16 protein-coding genes are annotated in these 22,656 nt (G+C 42.1%); 5 read left to right on the plus strand and 11 right to left on the minus strand.

The genetic code is table 11. From position 1 onward, the window contains the following. Window positions 1-156 precede the first annotated feature (156 nt). Together E0D70_RS11705 and E0D70_RS11710 are read left to right on the plus strand one after the other, a co-directional pair. A complete protein-coding gene (locus E0D70_RS11705) occupies window positions 157-1,323 on the plus strand; it encodes a type III PLP-dependent enzyme (protein ID WP_133012468.1) in 1,167 nt (388 codons plus the stop codon). 162 nt (window positions 1,324-1,485) lie between these two features. Next, window positions 1,486-2,340 (plus strand): MOSC domain-containing protein, encoded by an 855-nt coding sequence (locus tag E0D70_RS11710; RefSeq protein WP_133012469.1) that lies wholly within the window; start codon window positions 1,486-1,488, stop codon window positions 2,338-2,340. 73 nt (window positions 2,341-2,413) lie between these two features. On the opposite strand, the gene E0D70_RS11715 is transcribed toward E0D70_RS11710, so the two are convergent. Then, a complete protein-coding gene (locus E0D70_RS11715; protein ID WP_133012518.1) occupies window positions 2,414-4,000 on the minus strand; it encodes an ABC-F family ATPase in 1,587 nt (528 codons plus the stop codon). A gap of 349 nt (window positions 4,001-4,349) precedes the next feature. Here E0D70_RS11715 and E0D70_RS11720 point away from each other — a divergent pair, with 349 nt between their 5' ends. Further along, window positions 4,350-4,841: a Crp/Fnr family transcriptional regulator gene (locus E0D70_RS11720; RefSeq protein ID WP_133012470.1), complete on the plus strand. Its 492-nt coding sequence runs from the start codon at window positions 4,350-4,352 to the stop codon at window positions 4,839-4,841. A gap of 72 nt (window positions 4,842-4,913) precedes the next feature. On the opposite strand, the gene E0D70_RS11725 is transcribed toward E0D70_RS11720, so the two are convergent. The 10 genes from E0D70_RS11725 to E0D70_RS11770 form a co-directional block, all read right to left on the minus strand. After that, window positions 4,914-5,264 carry a RidA family protein gene (locus tag E0D70_RS11725; RefSeq protein WP_133012471.1) on the minus strand — a complete coding sequence of 117 codons (351 nt, stop codon included), beginning with the start codon at window positions 5,262-5,264 and terminating at the stop codon, window positions 4,914-4,916. A 114-nt stretch (window positions 5,265-5,378) separates the two neighbouring features. After that, window positions 5,379-5,987, minus strand: coding sequence for a cob(I)yrinic acid a,c-diamide adenosyltransferase (gene cobO, locus E0D70_RS11730; protein WP_133012472.1), 609 nt, complete (start codon window positions 5,985-5,987; stop codon window positions 5,379-5,381). An 87-nt stretch (window positions 5,988-6,074) separates the two neighbouring features. Continuing rightward, window positions 6,075-9,818 (minus strand): methionine synthase, encoded by a 3,744-nt coding sequence (metH, locus tag E0D70_RS11735; protein ID WP_165942900.1) that lies wholly within the window; start codon window positions 9,816-9,818, stop codon window positions 6,075-6,077. Between the two features lie 138 nt (window positions 9,819-9,956). Next, entirely contained in the window at window positions 9,957-11,624 is a 1,668-nt protein-coding gene (locus E0D70_RS11740) for a coiled-coil domain-containing protein (RefSeq protein ID WP_133012474.1), read from the minus strand. Window positions 11,625-11,823: 199 nt separating this feature from the next. Then, on the minus strand, window positions 11,824-14,457 hold the full coding sequence (gene pepN, locus E0D70_RS11745; RefSeq protein ID WP_133012475.1) for an aminopeptidase N: 2,634 nt from the start codon (window positions 14,455-14,457) through the stop codon (window positions 11,824-11,826). A gap of 10 nt (window positions 14,458-14,467) precedes the next feature. Then, the gene (locus tag E0D70_RS11750; protein WP_133012476.1) at window positions 14,468-15,292 is read right to left on the minus strand and encodes a DUF2797 domain-containing protein; all 825 of its coding nucleotides are present in this window, start codon (window positions 15,290-15,292) and stop codon (window positions 14,468-14,470) included. Next, window positions 15,292-15,573 (minus strand): YeaC family protein, encoded by a 282-nt coding sequence (locus tag E0D70_RS11755; RefSeq protein WP_133012477.1) that lies wholly within the window; start codon window positions 15,571-15,573, stop codon window positions 15,292-15,294. The genes E0D70_RS11750 and E0D70_RS11755 overlap by 1 nt, the downstream gene beginning before the upstream one ends. 37 nt (window positions 15,574-15,610) lie before the next feature. After that, window positions 15,611-16,492 (minus strand): rhomboid family intramembrane serine protease, encoded by an 882-nt coding sequence (locus tag E0D70_RS11760; RefSeq protein ID WP_133012478.1) that lies wholly within the window; start codon window positions 16,490-16,492, stop codon window positions 15,611-15,613. 52 nt (window positions 16,493-16,544) lie between these two features. Continuing rightward, complete coding sequence (locus tag E0D70_RS11765; protein ID WP_133012479.1) at window positions 16,545-17,426, minus strand: NAD(+) kinase; 882 nt, start codon at window positions 17,424-17,426, stop codon at window positions 16,545-16,547. A gap of 117 nt (window positions 17,427-17,543) precedes the next feature. Then, a complete protein-coding gene (locus E0D70_RS11770; protein WP_133012480.1) occupies window positions 17,544-18,497 on the minus strand; it encodes a 1-aminocyclopropane-1-carboxylate deaminase/D-cysteine desulfhydrase in 954 nt (317 codons plus the stop codon). Window positions 18,498-18,704: 207 nt separating this feature from the next. Here E0D70_RS11770 and ydiJ point away from each other — a divergent pair, with 207 nt between their 5' ends. Beyond that, on the plus strand, window positions 18,705-21,779 hold the full coding sequence (ydiJ, locus tag E0D70_RS11775) for a D-2-hydroxyglutarate dehydrogenase YdiJ (RefSeq protein ID WP_133012481.1): 3,075 nt from the start codon (window positions 18,705-18,707) through the stop codon (window positions 21,777-21,779). Window positions 21,780-21,847: 68 nt separating this feature from the next. Further along, window positions 21,848-22,588, plus strand: coding sequence for a spermidine synthase (locus E0D70_RS11780; RefSeq protein ID WP_133012482.1), 741 nt, complete (start codon window positions 21,848-21,850; stop codon window positions 22,586-22,588). Window positions 22,589-22,656 lie beyond the last annotated feature (68 nt).

Raw genomic sequence — 22,656 nt, forward strand, 5'->3', positions numbered from 1 at the left:
CGTCATTGCTGAACATAATCCGTACCGCTTAAACTGCTGCGCTAGTCGCTTAAGGCTCTATAGCCGGATAAGTAACAGCCACAAGTAGGATGGGGGGGAGGTAAAGACGCTCGTACTTTAACTCGGTTTATGTTTAGCCAAAAGGAACTCTACACCATGACGATTGACGTCCACTCTTTTTACTCTCCAGAACGTTTCGCTCGCTTTAAAGCATTTGCAGAAACCAAAGAAACCCCATTTGTTGTTATCGATACTAGCATTATTGATGAAGCCTATACTGAAATCACAACAGGCTTTCCAGTTGCCGATATTTTTTACGCGATTAAGGCCAATCCTGCGCCAGAAGTGCTGACTTTGTTGCGTGATCGCGGCTCAAATTTTGATGTTGCCTCACGTTATGAGCTGGATAAATTATTCGCCATTGGTGGAATATCACCAGATCGAGTGAGTTACGGTAATACCATTAAAAAAGCGCAAGACGTTCGCTATTTCTATGAAAAAGGCGTTCGTATGTTTGCGACAGATGCTGAAGCTGATTTGCGCAACATTGCAAAAGCAGCGCCAGGCTCACGAATTTATGTTCGTATTTTGACGGAAGGCACCGTCACTGCCGACTGGCCATTATCTCGTAAATTTGGCTGCCGACCTGATATGGCGATGGATTTGTTAGTGTTAGCAAAAGAACTTGGGCTTGTTCCTTACGGCATCTCTTTTCACGTGGGCTCTCAGCAGCGTGATATTGGTGCTTGGGATGCAGCCATTGCCAGTGTTAAGGTGATTTTTGAGCGTTTGAAAGAAGAAGACGATATTGAGCTTCAAATGATTAACATGGGTGGCGGCTTTCCAGCCAATTACATCGCTCGCACCAATGAGCTATCGACCTACGCAGAAGAAATTTCGCGTTTCTTAGAAGAAGATTTTGGTACTGAATTACCACGAATCATCTTAGAACCAGGTCGATCTTTGATTTCTAACGCTGGCGTTTTGGTTAGTGAGGTCGTGTTGATTTCAAGAAAATCTAACACGGCTCTAAATCGCTGGGTATACACTGATGTGGGTAAATTTTCAGGGCTTATTGAAACCCTAGACGAATCCATCAAATACCCTATTTATGTTGATAAGAAAGGCGAGCTAGAAGAAGTAATTATCGCAGGACCGACCTGTGATAGTGCGGATATCATGTACGAAAACTACAAATACGGCTTGCCACTAAACTTGGCCATTGGTGATCGCATGTATTGGTTATCGACCGGCGCTTACACAACGACTTACAGCGCGGTTGAGTTTAATGGATTCCCACCATTGGCGTCCTACTACCTGTAAGTAAGCCGCTTAATGTAAATTGATACTATGAAGAGCCCTATAGGTAACACCCTGTAGGGCTTTTTTTATTTGAGCCAAGTACATAAATAATAGACGCATTAAGAGTGTTGCAGTAACGACAGAGTTAAGGATAATTGCTCACATCAATATAAGGAGAATGGTTTGTCTTACTCAGTGTGTGATATCAGCATTTACCCGATCAAGTCTATTAAAGGCATTTCTCTACCATCTAGTCCAGTCAATTTAGATGGCCTGTGGGGAGATCGTCGTTACATGATTACTAAACCAAACGGCGATTTTATCACCGGCAGAGAATACCCCACTCTCACTTTACTGGTAGCGTCACTGTTGCGCGAAGAGCGCTGGCAATTGACACACCCAGCGGCCTCATCACCTTTAACACTCAACCCAGAGACCTTCAGCAAAGACTACCAAAACGTTGTCATTTGGGAAAACCCTGTCGCAGCACAATATTGCTCTAAAGAAGCAGACCAGTGGTTAAGCGAGATTCTAAACGAGGATGTAAAACTGGTGTACTTTGGTCATCAATCCGACCGTGTTACTAGCCGTCGACCTGACAAACCTGTCGCCTTTGCGGATGGTTACCCATTTTTACTGACCACCCGCGCCTCACTTGATGAGCTTAACCAACACTGCCCAGAGCACATCCAAATGGTACAATTTAGATCAAACATAGTGGTCGAAGGAAGCCTACCTTTCGAGGAAGACACATGGAAGCGAATTAAAATAGGCGACGTCATTTTTGAGAACGTCAAACCTTGCGAACGCTGCATATTCACTACAGTTAACCCTGATACAGCTGAACGTAGCAAAAAGGGTGAACCCATGAAAACACTAGGCAAATTCCGCCTGATAAAAAAAGAAGGCGTCTTGTTTGGAATTAATCTTATTGCAGAAAACAGCGGCACTATTCAACAAGGAGACAGGGTAGAAGTCTTAGAATATCAAGACGCTCCAGCATTAGAAGACAGACGCATCAAACCGAATGAGAGCTAAGCAGCACTTAACAGGCATTAAAAAAGGGAAGCCATAATAGCTTCCCTTTTATTAGGCATTTAAGACGCGTTTATTAAGCCTCTTGTTTGGCTAGGTATTCGTCATAAGTACCATGGAAATCGACAACACCTTCGCTTGTCACTTCAACAATTCGTGTCGCCAAGGACGAAACAAACTCTCGGTCATGAGAAACAAAGATCAAGGTGCCAGGATAGTTATCTAGCGCCAAGTTCAACGATTCAATAGACTCCATGTCCATGTGGTTAGTCGGCTCATCCATTACCAATACGTTGGGCTTTTGAAGCATCAACTTACCGAATAACATACGACCTTGTTCACCACCAGAAAGAACTTTTACAGACTTTTTAATGTCATTTTGAGAGAACAACAAACGACCCAAAGTGCCACGTATGATTTGCTCATCATCGCCCTCTTGACCCCATTGTGACATCCACTCAATCAAACCTACGTCTTTTTCAAATTCGTGAGCATGATCCTGAGCGTAATAACCAATGTTGGCATTTTCAGACCATTTCACCATACCTTTAGTAAGATCAGTATCACCCACTAGACACTTCAATAATGTCGTTTTACCAATACCATTTGGCCCGATAACCGCAATGCGCTCACCCACTTCAACCATCATGTTTAAGCCACTAAACAATTGCTCATCATATGATTTGGCTAAGTTTTCAACTTGCACCGCGGTACGGTGTAGTTTTTTCTCTTGTTCAAAGCGAATAAACGGATTCTGACGACTTGAAGGCTTAACATCTTCAAGTTGAATCTTATCGATTTGTTTAGCTCGAGACGTTGCTTGCTTAGATTTTGATGCATTCGCTGAAAAGCGACTAACGAAAGCTTTAAGCTCATTGATTTGCGCTTTTTTCTTAGCGTTATCAGACAAAAGACGATCACGGGCCTGTGTTGAAGCCATCATGTATTCGTCATAATTACCTGAGAAAAGACGTATTTCACCGTAATCCAAATCCGCCATATTAGTACAAACAGAGTTCAAAAAGTGACGGTCATGGGAAATTATGATCATGGTGCAATTACGCTCAAGAAGAACACCTTCCAACCAACGGATAGTATTGATATCCAAGTTGTTCGTAGGCTCATCAAGCAACAATATTTCAGGATCAGAAAACAACGCTTGAGCCAGCAAAACTCGAAGCTTCAAACCTGGAGCAACCTCACTCATTAGTCCGTAATGTTGCTCAGTTGGAATACCCACGCCAAGTAATAACTCGCCGGCACGCGCATCAGAGGTATAACCGTCCATTTCAGCAAATTCTGATTCAAGATCACCAGCGCGAAGGCCATCTGCTTCCGTCATTTCTGGATTGGCATAAATGGCATCTTTCTCAGCCTTAACCGCCCAAAGCTCTGTATGACCCATGATCACAGTATCAATGACAGAAAAATCTTCGTAAGCAAATTGATCTTGCTTCAATTTACCAAGACGTTCATTAGGATCTTTAGAGACATTACCTGAACTTGGCTCTAAGTCGCCACCAAGAATCTTCATGAAAGTGGATTTACCACATCCGTTCGCACCGATTAAACCGTAACGTTTGCCTTCAGCAAATTTTACGGAAACATTTTCAAACAAAGGTTTTGCACCAAATTGCATGGTGATATTGGCTGTTGTTAACAAGGTAATCTTCCACTTTTCATGACGTAAATTTAGGCGCTTAATGTCAGCAACCATTGATGTGACGTATTATCGCACAAACCCCCACCATTCTTTAAGTGACAAAGTCATTATTGGGCACATTAAACGGTGTAAAAATTTGGCAAGCTTCTTTCTAAAGAAAAAATGCATTCTTTTTTTTGAACAGATGATTAAAAATAGACTCTACTTATCATCAACGTTTGGCAAAATAGCTCAAAATAGGCCTTTCTTTCACCACTCAACACGTTAAAGCAATTAATAATGTGCCAGTATAAAGAAAGTCATTTGATAGCCGATGACATTAAAAGACAAACACTGACGGGAGAACATAATGCACACCGTCCAAGTAAATACAGTAAGTTATGATATTTCACCAGAAAAGCTAAAAGAAGGCTCTATATTCGGCGCGTTATCAAATGAGTCTATTCAATATCTCATCGATAATGGAAGCATTCTTTGTGCAGACGAAGGGGATGAGATTTTCAAATATGGCAGTAAAGGCGGAAGTTTTTACACAGTACTTCACGGCAGCTTAGACTTCTTCAAACAACATGAAGATAAAGCAATGCACACAAGGTTCGTTGAATTTGGTGAATCTATTGGTTTTGTCTCAATGATTGCCCTCCACGACCGTGTCGGCAATGCTTACGCAAAAGAAGCCAGCCTACTACTTGAGATATCAAGCCAGCTGTTCAGTGATTTTCATGATAACTACCCCTTTGATTTTGGGATACTACTGATGAATCTAGCCAGAGACATGGCTCGAAATATACGAGAGCTGAGCAACGCATTGGTAACGAACGACATAAACGTCACTGAGTAAAATGACATATGATAGTAACAACATAAGACATTAACAGGTCGATACAGAAATCAACCTGTTAATCATATTGATTTATTTTTCGGCCGCTACGACTGAAATTTCAACCAACAATTCTGCTCTTGCCATGCGAGCTTCAACACACGCTCGTGCTGGTGCATAGCCTTCTGGTACCCAAGCATCCCAAACCGCATTCATTGCCGCAAAGTCTTTCATATCACGAATATAGATAGTCGCTGAAAGAATGTGCTCTTTATCAGAACCCGCTTGTGCTAGTAACGTATCTACTTTGTCCAACATAGTGGCAGTTTGCTCTGAGATATCGGTATTGGCATCTGCCCCTACTTGACCACAAAGGTAGATTGTTCCTTGATGCTTAACGATACGGCTCATGCGCTGAGCGGTTTCCATACGAGTAATAGACATAAAAAATTCCTATAATGATTGTGTAGACCTGAGAATGCGGACAATATTAACAAAATAAAAAAAGAGTATCCCACTTAAAAACAATTATCATAAGAAATAACCCACTATTAAAAACTAAAACTCCAGTCCTTTCTGCGCCTTAATGCCGCGCTTAAAAGCATGTTTCACTTCTTTTATTTCGCTCACCGTATCAGCCAACTCAATAAGCGACTCCGACGCTCCTCTGCCAGTCACGACCAAATGTTGTGTCTCTGGGCGATTCATCAGCGCATCCAACACCAAACCTTCTTCAAGATATTCGTAGTGCAGCAAATACGTCAACTCATCCAATACCACTAGATCAAAACTTGGATCTGCCAGCATCACAACTGCTTGTTGCCATGCCTGTTGCGACGAAGCGATGTCCGCCTCACGATTTTGTGTTTCCCAAGTAAAGCCGGACGGCATAATTTCCCATTGCACGTTGGGTTGTGCTTTAAAAAAATCTATTTCACCGGTATTCCACTCGCCCTTCAAAAACTGCACCACACCTACTTTCATGCCATGACCCAATGCTCGAGCCACCATGCCTAATGCAGAGCTAGATTTACCCTTACCGTTACCAGTTAATAAAACAAAGGTGCCTTTGTCTTCTTGTGCTTTAGCAATCCGCTGGTCCACGTGTTTTTTGATCGCCTGCATGCGTAACTGATGTTGCTCTGGATCTTTAATGGTTTTCGCCATTCTATTCTCCATAAAATCTTAAATAATAAAAAAAACCTTATCTATGTTTCAGCATAAATAAGGTTTCAATAGCACACATTCTATTTGTTAAATACGATCATCTTCTGGGTCGTAACCAAGATTTGGAGCTAACCAACGTTCCGCATCGTCTTTTGACATGCCTTTACGAGCTGCATAGTCATCTACTTGATCAGGCCCTATTTTTCCGACACCAAAAAATGTGCTGTCTGGATGCGCAAAATACCAGCCACTTACTGCCGCCGTAGGCAACATAGCAAAGCTTTCTGTAATTTCCATATCAATTTTATCTTTCACATTAAGAAGGGTCCATAACTTGGCCTTCTCGGTATGATCTGGACACGCAGGATAACCAGGTGCTGGGCGAATACCCTGATATTTTTCTTTTAACAGCTGCTCATTTGTGAGGTCTTCATCTGCCGCATAACCCCAATATTCTTTACGAACTCTCTCATGAAGATATTCCGTTACCGCTTCAGCCAAACGATCTGCTACCGCTTTGATCATGATTGAATTGTAATCATCATAATCCGCCTCGTATGCGGCAATTAATGGGTCAATACCAAAACCCGCAGCACAAGCAAAAGCACCAATGTAATCCCCTACACCACTATCTTTTGGTGCGACAAAATCAGCCAAACTGTGATTGTACTTTCCTGGAGCAGTCAATTCGTTTTGAATTCGCAAAAAGGACAAACGCTCAATAACTTTCGTACGGCTTTCGTCAGCGTAAATCTCTATATCATCGTGATTCACCTGATTCGCCGGAAACAAACCAATCACAGCTCGCGCTTTAAGGCTCTTCGTGGCGATAACTTCCTCTAACATTGCCAATGCGTCGTTATAAACACGAGTCGCTTCGACACCAACAACGTCGTCCGTCAAGATCCGAGGATATGAACCTGCCAACTCCCATGTTTGAAAGAATGGCGTCCAATCGATGTAAGCTTTCACAACATTAAGATCAATATCATTTTCTGTCAGTACCGTAATGCCCAATTTTTTCGGCGTCACAATGTTAGTTTCATCAAACGCGATCGGTGCTTTATTCAGACGTGCCTTATCAAGCGACACACGACGACCGGCTTTCACTCGATCTTTATAGCGCAATCGTGTTTTTTCATAATCGAGCTTAATGTCATCGACAAATTTCTGACGACGCTCTGTGTCTTTGCTCAGTAAAGCACTCGCCACACCAACACTGCGTGACGCATTGGTAACATGTACGACCTGATTATTTTTGTAGTTTTGCTCTATTTTTACTGCGGTATGCGCTTTAGACGTGGTTGCGCCACCAACCATCACGGGTAAAGTAAAGCCTTGACGCTGCATTTCTTTTGCCACATGAACCATTTCATCAAGTGACGGAGTGATAAGACCCGACAAGCCAATTAAATCAGCACCTTCTTCTTTTGCGGTGCGCAAAATTTTCTCAGCGGAAACCATGACCCCTAAGTCGATGACTTCAAAATTGTTACACTGCAACACAACACCGACAATGTTTTTCCCAATATCATGGACATCACCCTTCACTGTCGCCATGACAATTTTGCCATTACTAGAAGAGGCAGTATCCATGTTGCGAGCTTTTTCTTCCTCAATATAAGGCATCAAATACGCAACGGCTTTCTTCATTACCCGAGCCGATTTTACAACCTGTGGCAAAAACATTTTACCGGCACCAAACAAGTCGCCTACAATCCCCATCCCATCCATTAAGGGACCTTCTATCACCTCCAATGGACGATCAAAAAATTGGCGCGCTTCTTCAGTGTCCTCATCAATAAATTCAGTGATACCTTTAACCAACGCATGGCTCAAACGCTCGGTTACGGACAAGGTTCGCCATTCTTGTGTTTCTTTCTCAGCAACTTCACCCGTACCTGCAAATTCACCTGCCATCGCCAATAAATTGTCTGTCGCATCCGGAGTGCGATTAAGAACCGCATCTTCTACTGCATGGCGTAACTTGGCCGGAATGTCTTCATACAAAGCCAACTGACCAGCATTAACAATCCCCATTGTCATGCCTTGCTTGATAGCATGATATAAAAAGACAGAGTGAATGGCTTCCCTTACAGGATTGTTGCCTCGGAACGAAAAGGACACATTAGATACACCACCAGAGACTTTCGCATACGGTAATTCACGCGTGATGTCGCCAGTCGCCTCAATAAAGTCCAACGCATAACGGTTGTGCTCTTCTATCCCTGTTGCAATCGCAAAAATGTTTGGGTCAAAAATAATGTCTTCTGGCGGAAAACCAACTTCATCGACTAAAATCTTGTACGAGCGACGACAAATATCAATCTTACGTTGACGAGTGTCTGCTTGACCGGTTTCATCGAAGGCCATCACAATCACAGCCGCGCCATATTTCATTAGCTTGCGCGCTTGCTCTCTGAAATTGTCTTCTCCTTCTTTCATACTAATGGAGTTAACAACGCCCTTACCTTGAATCCATTTCAAGCCCGCCTCAAGTATTTCCCACTTAGAAGAATCCAACATGATAGGAACACGTGAAATATCAGGTTCAGAGGCGATCAGTTTCAAGAATCTTTCCATCGCTCCTTTCGAATCCAACATGCCTTCGTCCATGTTGATATCGATAATTTGCGCACCGTTTTCAACTTGCTGACGAGCCACACTAAGAGCAGTGTCAAAGTCACCTTCTTTAATAAGGCGTTTAAACATGGCTGAGCCTGTAACGTTAGTTCGCTCACCAACGTTAACAAACAAACTATTACCATCAATATTAAAAGGCTCTAAGCCAGATAATCGACAAGCTTTTTCAATCGTAGGGATAACTCGTGGCACGGCGTCCTTGAACGCGGTCGCAAATGCATCTATGTGACTTGGCCCAGTTCCACAACAACCGCCAATAATATTTATAAAGCCGGAATCTACCCAACCTTTAATTTCATTGAGCATTTCTTCTGGCGTTTCATCGTATTCACCAAAAGCATTTGGCAAACCCGCATTCGGGTGAGCAGAGATGTGTGTGTCGGCGATTCGTGAAAGTTCGTCAATGTATTGACGTAAATCTTTTGGTCCCAAGGCACAGTTCAAGCCAACAGAAATAGGTTTGGCGTGAGAAATAGAATTCCAAAATGCCTCAGTTGTTTGACCAGACAGTGTACGCCCTGATGCATCAGTAATGGTACCTGAGATCATAATCGGATAACGCACACCACTTTTTTCAAAGTAATCCAGTACCGCGTAAATCGCGGCTTTGGCATTCAAGGTATCAAATATAGTCTCAATCAAAATGAGATCGACACCCCCTTTCACCAAGCCATCTACGGCAACGGTATAGGCTTCAACTAATTCGTCAAAGTGCACATTACGAAAGCCTGGATCGTTAACATCCGGTGAAATAGTACAGGTACGACTTGTTGGCCCTACTGCGCCCGCAACAAAACGCGGCTTATCCGGGTTTTGTTGAGTAAATTCATCCGCAGCTTCACGGGCAAGACGAGCCGATTCGAAATTCAACTCATAGCTTAACGCTTCCATGTGGTAATCAAGCATGGAGATGTAGTTAGCATTGAAAGTATTGGTTTCAATGATGTCTGCGCCCGCCGCAAGGTAAGCAGAGTAAATGTCTTTAATGATTTTAGGTTGTGTTAATGACAGTAAATCATTGTTCCCTTTGACATCACTCTTCCAGTCTTCAAATCGCTCTCCACGATAATCTTCCTCTTCAAGCTTATAAGATTGAATCATGGTTCCCATGGCACCATCGAGAATCAGAACGTTTTCTGCTAAACGTTTCTCAATAATGGAATACGATTTGGACTTTACCACTGTCATTACCTCAAAAAAAAATATGCACAGTCACTATACCCAAATACCACGACTCTGGTGTTGAATAATAGTAATGAGAAGTTGAATGATCTAAGAATGAAACAGGCTGCCGCTTGGCAACAGCCTGTTTAAAAAGAAAGGATGTTAACTGTTTTTACCTTTTCGGTTAATACGACCCACCAAAAATCCGCCCAATAAACCCACTAATATCGCAATACCCCAGTAACCGTACTTATCGAACAAGTCATCATTTGTCAGAGCAACCGTATCACTGTCTCGATAAACCTGCCTCATGATGCGCTGCCCTTGATAATTCATCTGCTGAGAAACAAACAAATTAAGTTTGGCTTTAGGACGCTCATTTAAGCCACTTACACGCCAGCGCCATTGCAGCTGACCATCTTTAAGGACCGCTTCCGCTTCACTAGCACTAACCATCTGTATTGCACTGTCGGTCACCAATTCAGCAACATAGGTTTGCCCAGCCACAGGATTTTCAACCGTTGCCGTAACCAAGATTTCAAAGTTGTTATGCAATGACATCTTATTGGGCACTTGCCACTTTACATTGCTCAATCCAGAGTTGATTTGTGACTGTAAGGCATTCACTTCAGCTTGGAACGGGATCAAATTATTTATTTGAGATTCAAGCTGCATTTGTTGCGATTCACGTCCTTTGGTTTCCGCTTTAATCGCTTCTAATTGTTTTTGGAGCTCGGCTTGTTGTGCTTGCGAACTGGCTAAAGACTTGGCCAGCATATTCTGATCAGCTAGGCTCGCTTGCAATGCCGACTGACTCCTAGTGAGTTTTCTATTCACTGATGTATTCATCGCACCGAGTGCCGCTAAACGTTTCGCTAATGCTTGTATTTTTGCTTTATTGTCAGCGCCGGCACTTAGAGAAGTTGTTAGCTCCAACACATCACCTTGATAATCTGCTATCAATGATTTCTGAGCAGCAATGACGCTTTTGAGTTTAGCAATTTCACTGCGTAATTGATCAGCATCGAGCGCATCCAAACGAACTTGATCAGGGGCGGTTGACGTTCCCTTTTGTAAAGCATCAATACTGTTACGCTGAGCACCAATCTCTGCTAATAAAGCGCTATTTTGCGCCCTCGCCTTTGCGATTATCTCACCCAACCGTCCATTGTCTTTTTTAAGAGAGACTAACGACTGCTGGTTGTCCTGATTCTCTTTATTTAAGCTATCGTATTTTTGTTGCAGCAGTCTCTGCTCTTTGCCTAAAGTCTGGTATTCCTGACTCAAAGCATAATGTGCTGAATCCAATGTTTGAAAACTGTCATTTAAGGAAAGAAACTCTCGACTTGTCTGTTCGCTTGGAATCGTTTTTGTTATTTTGTTTCTAAGGGCTGTATTTTTGCCTTCTAAACGTTTGATTTGACTAACAAGATGGTCATTTTCTATTTTCAATTCAGCGTACTGAGATTCAGCACTTTCCCGTAATCGCTTTTCTTTTTCTATGTTAACCAATGATTCAGCATCAGATGGCGACTGACTTAAAGCAGCAATCGACTTATCTTGTGCATCAAGCGTTTTTTGCAAACTGAGAAGTTGCTCGTTATTTATTACTAATGTCTGTTTAAGAGATTCTATTTTTTGATTATTTTTACCCATTTCCTGAGTGAAAATAGCATTTTTTGACATGATTTCAGTGGTGGTTTGGGAAGGTGTTGTTCCCTCTATCAGCTTGGTACCTTGCCCTTGAGAGGAAGTACTGGTCGTCGTAGTGCATGCTGATACCATCAATCCTAAAGCCAAAGGAATTAAAATGGTGGTGCGCGTTTTCATTATCCACTCCTTAACAAACCCAAGGTCAACAATAAGTTAACTCACTTATGCCAGAATTTAGACTGAAATGCAAAAAAGGCGTCAAGTTATTGTTTTTATTTCATAGATTTGTTGATTTCAGCATCTAGAGTTGGATAAAAAAATACCCAAGATCAAAGATCTTGGGTATTTTGGAGTGTATTTTTTGACGAATGATTAATTATGCGAGACTTTTAGAAACAACCTCATAAACATCTTTTGATAAATCTTGAGCCATAATTCGTTCTAGCTCCGTTTTCATTTTCAGACTTAAGTCAGGTTTCAGTTTTTTCCATCTTGTTAGGGGTGTACACAAACGAGAAGCTAACTGAGGATTGCGCTTATTCAACACAATAATTTGATCCGCAAGGAAACGATAACCAGAGCCATCTTCCTTATGAAAACCTGAAATACTTTGTCCAAACCCGCCCAATACAGAACGTACTTTATTCGGGTTTTTAAGATCAAACGAAGGATGCTCCATTAAGCTTTGCACCAGTGACAATGCATCGTCTCCCTCTTGAGAAGCGCTCAACATCAACCACTTGTTCACAACTAGTGGCTCATCTTTCCATTGTTCATAGAAAGCGTGCAACATAGCCGCGGCTTTATCATGATTCGACTGAACGGCAATTGACAATGCAGAAGACTGATCCGTCATGTTGTCTGCTGTCGTAAATTGCTCATAAATAGCGTCTTGTGCTTTTGTATCTGAAGATTCAGACCAATATGATAACGCGATGCTTTTTAATGAACGGCGCGCTATATCTTGTGCCGTAGCCTGGTATTCAGAAGTGATAATATTATTCAGATAAGCTTGAGCAAAATGTCCTGAAAGAGCATTCGCTATGGTTACTTTTAAGAAATGGCGCGCTTTTTTGATCGCATGTGGATCAATCGTATCAGCCAATTCAGACAAGTAAGCTTGGCTTGGCAGTGCCAAGATCAAAGCCACCATGGCAGGATCTAATGATTCGTCTTCTAACAAGGCTTTAAAGCCAGTCACAAGTTGAGAGTCTATAGACAGCGCCTGCCCTTGTGACGCTTGCTCAATTAACTGGGTTAACTCATTAACAGCCAATTGTTGAGCGGCACTCCAACGATTAAAACCATCCGTATCTGATGACATAAGCAGCAATAACTGCTCCGTTGTATAGCCATAGCGTAGCTTAACCGGGGCAGAGAAAGATCGAAGCAAAGATGGAACTGGCTTACTGTTAATATTATTAAAGACAAATGTTTGCTCTGACTCTGTCAACAGCAAGGTAACATCATTTGCTACTTCACCATTATATTGCGCTTGTATTTCTTCGCCTTGCTCATTCAACAATCCTACTCGGATTGGAATATGCAGAGGCAGCTTTGTTGGCTGCCCCGGTGTCGCTGGCGTTTCTTGCTTAACGGTTAAGGTATAACGATTCTCTGCGGGAAAATATTCATCAGTAACAGAAACAATTGGTGTGCCTGCTTGCGAATACCAGCGTTTGAATAACGTTAAATCAATGCCAGAAGCATCTTGCATCGCGGCAACAAAATCATCACAAGTAACCGCTTGACCATCATGACGTTCGAAATACAAATCTGAACCTTTACGGAACAGCTCAGCGCCCAATAAGGTATGAATCATGCGAACAATTTCAGCGCCTTTTTCATAGATGGTAAGCGTATAAAAATTAGATATTTCAATAAAAGAAGCCGGTCTTACTGGGTGCGCCATTGGGCCTGCATCTTCAGCAAATTGTGCTGTTTTTAAGAAGGAGACATCTTCAACACGTTTCACTGTCGCAGAATGCATATCAGCAGAAAAGGTTTGATCACGAAAGACCGTAAAACCTTCTTTAAGACTTAATTGAAACCAGTCACGACAAGTAACACGATTGCCTGACCAGTTGTGAAAGTATTCATGGGCAACAATCGCCTCAACGCGCAAGAAAGTATCGTCTGTCGTCGTTTTTGGGCTAGCTAACAGACAAGATGAGTTAAAAATATTTAACCCCTTATTCTCCATTGCTCCCATATTAAAGTCATCAACAGCCACGATCATAAAGATATCAAGATCGTACTCACGCCCGTAGGTTTCTTCGTCCCAGCGCATTGAGCGTTTCAGGGCTTCCATTGCGTAATCTACTTTATCGATATTATGCGATTCAGTGAATATTTGCAGCTTAACGTCGCGCTTGCTCTGTGTTGTAAAAATATCATTTTTAACCGCAAGATCACCTGCGACCAACGCAAACAGATAAGCGGGTTTTGGGAAAGGGTCATGCCAAACAACAACCGTTTTACCTTCATCCGTTTTACCACGTTCAATCTCATTACCATTAGACAACATCACAGGATAACGAGATTCATCAGCAATAATAGTCGTTGTAAAAATCGACATCACATCAGGGCGATCTAGGTAGTACGTAATATGGCGAAAACCTTCCGCTTCACACTGAGTACAGAACATTGACGAAGAGCGATACAAGCCTTCTAAACGCGTATTATTTTGCGGCTCAATCAAGGTTTCGCACGTCAAGATAAACGTGTCTGCTGTCGCGGTAATAATCAATTTATCATCAATTAATTGGTATTCTTCAGGAGGTAATGCATAGCCATCCATCGCGATACCAATCAATTTAACATCTTCGCCACCATCCAAAACTAGTGGTGCCGTGGATTTTCCGTCTAAAGGATTACGGCGCATATGCAACCTAGACGTTACTACCGTTGTGGCTTCATCAAGATCAAAAGTCAGTTCAGTTTTGTCGATGAGAAATGGAGGAACTTTATAATCTTTTAGATATATTGCTGAGGGCTGACTCTCTTTCATGTGTTCTCTCCTAAAATGTTAGTGATGCTTGATAGCCTGTGTATTTGCGGATATTAATCACGCCCGTATCAAGCATCCAGTATTGCCCTTTTATGCCCATTAACACCCCTTCTATCTCTGGTGTTTTTTCGGCATTCAGGCTGGTTATTTTGGTTGGATATTCTAAAACTGGATAAACAAATTCGTGGGTTTCATTTTCATCAGAAAGATCAATAATTGACTGCAAACCAAATTCATTCTGTAAGGAATCTAGTCCATCGTAGAGCAAACCAATTAGCCTTTCTTGTTCATACTCAAGGTTTAGCTCAACCGGAGTGCCTTTAAGCATATTGCGCCAATTTGTTTTATCAGCGACTTGGTCTTTAAACAAGGTCTCAACCAGACCAGACATTCGTCGAGTAGAAACTCTGAACAACGCCCTAGCCTGAGTGGCACCTTGATCAATCCACCTTGTTGGCAATTGATCACCACGAGTAATGCCCACTTTTAGCCCAGATGAATTGGCCAGATAAACGTAGTGGTCTTGCATGCAATACTTTTCTGCCCATTCGGGTTCACGGCAAGTACCTAAGTGAAAATGACATTTCTCTGGACTCATCATGCACGAATCACAGGCCGCCAGTTTTTTGAAACAAGGAAAGCAAAAACCCTGGCTAAAAGACTTATTGGTTACGCGTCCACAGTTAACGCAATTAATCGCACCTTTAAAATGCAGCGCTACTTTTTTCCCAATAAGCTCATTAACGTTAACGCTATTGTCACCCAAGGTTAAAACATATTGAACCTTGCCATTTTCTGCAGACACAGACATTTTTTTCAAATTACCAGATAGCATTACACTTTTCCTTTAGGCGCGTCATTTACCCATTTAATACTATCTACTTTGTCCTTATTGTCTTCTTCAAACTTAGTTTGCTTACTACCACGATCAATGTAGCCAACTCGGCTTTCTTCAGGCTTATTATTGTGGTCATACGTAATAACAGCCTGTAAGCAAAGCTCTGTTTGCTCTTTGGTGAGACGAACACCATTTGGCCATTTACCAAGCTCAACGGCTTGTTTTAAGCTGACGTAAACTTCCGGCGACATATTGTCGATCATTTCTTTAAAATTCATGAAATACTCTCATCTAACGCTGCTCACTAAGCAGCGTTTAAACTTTTCTAAGTGAATATAATTTTGTTATAAACCAATAAACAATCCCTAAAGCCAACCCTGAAATCAAACCTATGCTATGAGCCGTATTCGCAATACTTCCCAAGCCAATCATTTCAGTGAGCGGGGTATAACCAATTGCGAGCCATACCATAAAGAAGATCATTAAAGGCTTATGAATAATGACTGGCCAACTACGATTCACCATGGGCATAAACCACGCAAAACCGATCAATCCATAAACAACGCCTGATAAACCACCAAATAGAGGATTAGGTGATATTTCAAATTGAAGAATATTACTAGCGACAGCAATAATCAAAACGCCAAGCAACCAGAAAAACGAGCCTATAATTTTTTCTAAACGGCGACCAACATCCCAAACCCATAAGGCATTGAAAGCAATGTGCATAACACTAAAATGCAACAACGCAGGTGAAATAAGACGCCAATATTCACCCTGAGAAATAACCTCAGACAAAGGAAAAAAGCGTATTTGATTACCAATGACTGTCAATGGGCTAATAGTAAAATAGCTGACCGTCGTTAAATCTGAGCCTAACTGCGTAATGATCGCGACGATCACTGCGGCTAAAATAACGAAGAAAGTCGCCGGCGCATCACGAAGTTGATTGATCAGACTACTGGAGTTGCTAGAAGACCTAGGATCTCGGTTTCTTTTAACACTAGAAAGTGAAGCTGGGTCATGTTTCCAGATTTGAATCAATTGCAAAACAGCATCTTGGTACGATGGGTCAGGTACCCAAAGTTCTTTATGGGCACCTTTAACAATAATTTGATGAGATATTTTCAATCTCCACAAAGTCTCGCTAAGAAGCGCTGGATCATCACTTGTATCGAATTGATAAACTAAATACATAATTTAAGTCAAACACCTCTTCGCAGATCTACTTCAGACAAGAACGCGCTATTTACGCTCGATAGCTACTTTGCCATCCTAATTTGTCACGACACACGTTATAAAAATCATGATTTTTAGGGTGTATCAATCGAATGTTCCCAGCCTTTTTGGTGATATGGATTTCATCACCCGGTGCTGCCGTTATATTCAATTGTCCATCGCAACTAACGCTTGGATAAGTAAGATTAGACTCACAGACCACAATACGAATTCTCGCATTAGCATCAATCACAATCGGCCGATTACTTAATGTATGAGGGTGCATTGGCACTAAAACAAGCGCATCAAGCTTTGGTAGCATGATTGGTCCACCAGCGGATAGCGCATAAGCAGTCGATCCTGTTGGGGTGGCGACAATCAAACCATCTGATTTCTGATTCATCACAAATTGATCATCAATAAACAGATCAAATCGTATCATTCGAGCAGACTTGCCAGGATGGAGAACCAAATCATTCAGCGCAATGCCTTCACCACTAGGGCGGTTTTTACGTTTTATTTTTGCTTCAATCATAAAACGCTTTTCTTCGAAGTATTCACCACGAAAAATAGGCTCTAACTCCTCTCTGAACGCATGAGGAGAAATATCCGTTAAAAACCCAAGCGTCCCGCGGTTTATACCAATCACAGGAACATCATAATTACTAATCGCTCTGGCGGCGCCCAAAAAACTGCCATCGCCACCAACAACCATCACCAAATCACAGTGATTGCCTAACTCTTTCAATGGCGACGAATCTACTTTGACACCTGGTAGCATGGTCGCCAAATCGGTTTCCAATACAGGCTCTGAACCTTTTTCTTGAAGATACTCCATCAGTTTCTTAACCGTATCAAGAATCTGAGGTTTATCTAATCGAGCAATTATTCCAACACGTCTAAAAAGACTCATGTGTCACTCTCTTTCCGTCGGTCTAAGTAATGGTATGCAACTCAGCGAGCGATTTTGTATCGCTTTTATTATAAAAGAACATTCAACTAAGCGCGGCGCCACTTTAACATGAAGGGCTTACTTATCGCCATCAACTGAAGAGTCGATAAATGGATTAACATTAGGAAGATACCCTCTCCAGCCTTGTAAGCCTCCGGTGTGAATAAATAAGGTACGCCTATGAGGCCACTCTCCTCGATGGATTTTTTGCATGACTAAAAACAACGCTTTACTCGTATAAACAGGATCAAGTAACTGCTTTGGATTTAACTCAGCGAACGCCCCTAAAAATGCCAATAACGCCTTGCTTTGCTTGGCGTAGCCGCCCTCATGAGCATCACAATGGAACGTCATTTTATGTTTTAATTCATCTATAGTTGTATGGGCTTGAGGTAATGATTCGGCTAACGCTAAAATTTCATCAGACTGTGATTCTGCGCCTTTAAGCGCACTAACCACATGAAGGTAGGGTAGATTATCATAGGCCAACAAACCTGAAGCCGTTGTTCCAGTCCCTGCGGACACGACCCAAGCATCATATTCATCACCTAAATAGTCTATATCTGCCGCCCAATCTTGACACCCCCTAGCACCCAATTGCCCACCGCCTCCTTCTGGTATCCAATAGACATTTGGATAAAGGCGATTAATTTGAGCCACCATATTGGAATTTTCAGCAAGTCGGTAGTCTTTACGAGAACACGGCCATAGCTCAATCCCTGCGTTAGCGACATCAATCAGTGTCGGCGTCAATGTTGGATGAAGCTCGCCGCGAACAATGGCAATGCCTTTAAACTCGGTTTCAGCCAATATCGCTGAAAAAGCATGCAGATGGTTTGAAAACGGCCCGCCGAAAGTAGCAATGTATTGGGCGTTAACACGTTTGGCTTCAAGTAAATGGTATTTAAGTTTATGCCACTTATTACCTGGTGCCTGTGGATGCTCAAGATCACCGCGATAAATAAATAACTCACAAGGGTGAGCATTATTCTGAAAGGATTCTGGCACATATAATGATTGGATAACGGACAAAAAAAAGCCTCGGCTAAAAGTAGTCGAGGCCATAATATCACAAGCTGAAGTAAGTAAAATAAGGGAAACTCAATCAAGTCTTGCATAGCGCATATACGACTCACTCGGTGTCCGTTAGTTCAATGTATTTTTCATCAGGTAAATCACTATATTATCTTTTTTTTTGTTAAAATATTTGCAGCCATTATTTGCAGAGAATGAAACACCATGATCCCATTACTTTCTGAACTCTCACCTATTCAAAGCAAATATCTTGCTTTTATTGAACGTCTGAAGGCTTTAGCATTTTCAGGTGACACCAACCCTGATTATGCAAACCGAGTGGTACTGTCTACTGACAATTCCATTTACCAAGTTTTACCACAAGGCGTTATCTACCCTAAAAACACTCAGGATCTACAACTTATCGCAACGCTCAGCAATGAACCTGAGTTTCACGATATTGTACTGAGCCCTAGAGGTGGTGGTACAGGTACAAACGGGCAATCCCTATCAGATGGCTTAATCGTCGACGTTTCGAAATACATGAATCGCATACTGGAAATCAATGTTGCTGAAGGCTGGGCTCGTGTCGAAGCTGGAGTGGTCAAAGACCAGTTAAATAAAGCGGTAAAGTCTCACGGTTTGTTTTTTGCACCAGAACTTTCAACCAGTAATAGAGCCACTATTGGCGGCATGATTAATACCGATGCTAGCGGTCAAGGTTCTGTCACTTATGGTAAAACCCGTGATCATGTCCTTGAGCTTACGACAGTATTACTGGATGGCAGCTTACTAACATCCGGTCCGATTGATGAAGCTACATTAGAATCCATTCAATCTGGCAGTGACTATTCCGCTCACGCACATCGTATTGTTGACTCCATTCAAAAAAGCAAACAACAAGAAATCAAGGATACTTTCCCCGATCTTAACCGCTGCCTAACAGGTTATGACTTAGCACACATTCGCACAGATAAGGGAATGTTTAACATAAATTCCGTGCTCTGTGGTTCAGAAGGTACGCTTGGCTTTATTGCTGAAGCTAAGGTTAATTTACTCGTCATTCCGACCTATGCCGCCTTAGTCAACATTCGTTATAACAGTTTTGAGGCATCCCTTCGTCATGCCCGTGAACTATTAGCAGCAAAACCCACGTCTATTGAAACCGTTGACTCTAAAGTACTCGGCTTGGCCAAGAACGATATTATTTGGGATTCCGTTTCAATGTTCTTTCCAGATAAAGCGAACGAGGACATCCAAGGTATCAACCTCGTCGAATACACTGGTAACAACGAACAAGAAGTCGCGGACAAAATCAAAGTATTAACCGATAACCTAGATATTCTAACCAAACAAGGCAACAGTAGCGCTTTAGGTTACACCATTGCCATGGGACACAGTGACGTTAATAAACTTTGGGCCATGCGTAAAAAATCCGTTGGTTTATTGGGTAATGCCAAAGGTGAAAAACGCCCTATTCCATTTGTAGAAGACACCGCTGTACCACCCGAAAATCTTGCCGATTATATTATGGAGTTTCGTGCCGTTTTAGACAGCTATGGCGTTCAATATGGCATGTTTGGTCATGTTGATGCTGGCGTCTTACATGTTCGTCCTGCATTGGATCTAAAAGACGAATCACAAGAACCTATGATTCGTGAGATCACTGACAAAGTAGTCAGTCTTACTCAGAAATACAACGGCTTACTTTGGGGAGAACATGGCAAGGGCGTTCGTTCAGAATATTCTCCGTCTTTTTTCGGCAATTTGTATCCGAGCATCCAACAAGTAAAAGGTGCATTTGATCCCAGAAACCAATTGAATCCTGGCAAAATTGCGACGCCCTTTGAACTCGGTGCAGACCTTCTAAAAATTGATCAAGTCCCTCTGCGCGGGCAATTTGATCGCCAGATACCAATCCAGAACCGCGATCAATTCAAAGAAGGCATGTATTGTAACGGTAACGGTGCTTGCTATAACTTTGATCCAAACGACGCTATGTGTCCATCATGGAAAGGCACTCGTGACCGCCGACATTCCCCTAAAGGTCGTTCTTCTTTAATGCGCGAATGGCTGCGAGGCATGAGTTCAAAAGGAGTAGACACGACTCAAGCAAGTAAAGATGCAAAAGAAAGCAACTTCCTGATTACTTTCATTCCACGCCTCAAGAATACCATTGCCAAACGTCGTGGTACCTATGACTTTTCCCATGAAGTTCACGACTCCATGATGGGCTGTTTGGCCTGTAAGTCCTGTGTCGGTCAATGCCCAATAAAAGTGGATGTTCCTGAATTTCGAGCCAATTTTTTAGAACTTTACTACAGTCGCTACTTACGCCCCGTGAAAGATTACTTAGTAGGTTCACTCGAATTTATGATGCCGATTATGGCCATTGCCCCACAACCTTATAACTGGATTATTAGCCGCCGCTGGATCAATCAATTATCCAGCAAATACTTCGGTTTGGTAGACAGTCCAGCGCTGAGCAAACTCAATTTAAAGAAAGAGATGTCACGTCGCGGCATTCGCCTCGCGACACCTTTAGCCATTGAGGCCCTAAGCCCAAAAGATCGAAAGCGGGCAGTGATCGTGATTCAAGATGCCTTCACCAGCTATTTCGAAACAGAATTAGTATTAGATACAATGGAAATGCTTACCCGCTTAGGTTTTCAAGCGTATTTAGCGCCTTACTTACCAAATGGCAAGCCACTGCATGTTCATGGTTTTATGAAGGCATTCCAGAAAACGGCACGGAAAAATTTAGACATGCTACAAAGTCTGTCGTTTTACGGCTTACCCTTTGTCGGCATTGATCCTTCGATGACACTAACCTATCGATCAGAATACATGAAAACATTTAGCGATAGTCGCCAAGTGCCTCAAGTACAACTCATGCAAGAATGGTTAGCGACAAAAACTGAACATCTAAGTAAACAACCATTATCATTAGATGGCAGTGTTTATCATTTATTGACGCATTGTACCGAAAAGACCAATGCCATTAGCTCAATAAAAGATTGGCAAAGCGTTTATAAAACCCTTGGTTTAGAGCTTATCATTGAAAATGTTGGCTGCTGCGGCATGGCCGGTACCTACGGTCATGAGTCTGCCAATAAGGAAACCTCTAAAAAAATCTATGACCTTTCTTGGAAAGAAAAAGTGAACAACCCTGAACTTGCAGGTAAACTACTTGCCACTGGCTATTCGTGCCGCAGTCAGGCCAAGCGTCTTGATGACGCAAGCATTCCACACCCAGCACAAGTATTGCTTCAGCACCTTCGTATTGCCTCAAGCAGCTAACCATTTAAGCTTAATTAAGCTAGACATTAAGCCAGTAAAATACTGGCTTAACTTTTTAAAGGACATTCATGAATAATCTAAACTTGTTGCACGATAGCGCGGATGAGTACGGCCCGATACGCATATATGATGATGGTAAATTTCGGATTTTATCGTTTGCTGACGGTGATGAGCAGAGTCGTATCCAATTGTCTGCACCTCATATATTACAGCACGAATACACACAAGCCATGACGATTCCATTGTTGTTTATTGAACCAAAACGCATTGGTATTTTAGGGCTAGGTGGTGGCACTCTGCTGAATGCGCTATACCACGCAGTTCCTGGTATTCAAATAACAGCGGTTGAGCTCAGACAAGAAGTTATTGATACTGCAGAAATGTATTTTAGACTGCCTAAAGGAAAGCGAGTGCAGATTAAAAATGCAGATGCACAGCTATTTATTCAGGATGGCTTTGATAAAAAAGTCGACATTTTAATGACCGACCTTTACAACACAGATGGCATGGAAATAGGCATTTTAGAAACTAGCTTTCTTGAAAATTGTGCTAAAAACATTAAAGAGAATGGCTGGTTGGTACTAAACTGCTGGAGAAACTACAAAGATAACCCTGAGCTAATCGCGCAACTGAAACGCATTTTCGTGGATGTGAGAGCGCTTGATACGGGCAGTGGTAATTGGGTTGTTCTAGCAGGAAAGCAAAAAAATGACATGAACGCTAAGGAGCTGAAAGCGGCTGGACAAAAACTGTCAACTCAACTTGGGTTTCAAGTTTCTCGATGGTTATCTAAAATGTACGACGCTTAACAATCACCAATCCGCTCATTCAAAAAAGCTTACTCAATGAGTAAGCTTTTCATGAAATAGAACCGATA

Source organism: Marinomonas flavescens, assembly GCF_004352835.1.
GTDB lineage: Bacteria > Pseudomonadota > Gammaproteobacteria > Pseudomonadales > Marinomonadaceae > Marinomonas > Marinomonas flavescens.

Excerpts from the sequence above, each read along its gene's own strand:
- E0D70_RS11705 (WP_133012468.1), top strand. The coding sequence starts at position 157 with ATGACGATTGACGTCCACTCTTTTTACTCTCCAGAACGTTTCGCTCGC.
- E0D70_RS11720 (WP_133012470.1), top strand. The coding sequence starts at position 4,350 with ATGCACACCGTCCAAGTAAATACAGTAAGTTATGATATTTCACCAGAA.
- E0D70_RS11725 (WP_133012471.1), bottom strand. The coding sequence starts at position 5,264 with ATGTCTATTACTCGTATGGAAACCGCTCAGCGCATGAGCCGTATCGTT.
- cobO (WP_133012472.1), bottom strand. The coding sequence starts at position 5,987 with ATGGCGAAAACCATTAAAGATCCAGAGCAACATCAGTTACGCATGCAG.
- metH (WP_165942900.1), bottom strand. The coding sequence starts at position 9,818 with ATGACAGTGGTAAAGTCCAAATCGTATTCCATTATTGAGAAACGTTTA.
- E0D70_RS11740 (WP_133012474.1), bottom strand. The coding sequence starts at position 11,624 with ATGAAAACGCGCACCACCATTTTAATTCCTTTGGCTTTAGGATTGATG.
- pepN (WP_133012475.1), bottom strand. The coding sequence starts at position 14,457 with ATGAAAGAGAGTCAGCCCTCAGCAATATATCTAAAAGATTATAAAGTT.
- E0D70_RS11750 (WP_133012476.1), bottom strand. The coding sequence starts at position 15,292 with ATGCTATCTGGTAATTTGAAAAAAATGTCTGTGTCTGCAGAAAATGGC.
- E0D70_RS11755 (WP_133012477.1), bottom strand. The coding sequence starts at position 15,573 with ATGAATTTTAAAGAAATGATCGACAATATGTCGCCGGAAGTTTACGTC.
- E0D70_RS11760 (WP_133012478.1), bottom strand. The coding sequence starts at position 16,492 with ATGTATTTAGTTTATCAATTCGATACAAGTGATGATCCAGCGCTTCTT.
- E0D70_RS11765 (WP_133012479.1), bottom strand. The coding sequence starts at position 17,426 with ATGAGTCTTTTTAGACGTGTTGGAATAATTGCTCGATTAGATAAACCT.
- ydiJ (WP_133012481.1), top strand. The coding sequence starts at position 18,705 with ATGATCCCATTACTTTCTGAACTCTCACCTATTCAAAGCAAATATCTT.
- E0D70_RS11780 (WP_133012482.1), top strand. The coding sequence starts at position 21,848 with ATGAATAATCTAAACTTGTTGCACGATAGCGCGGATGAGTACGGCCCG.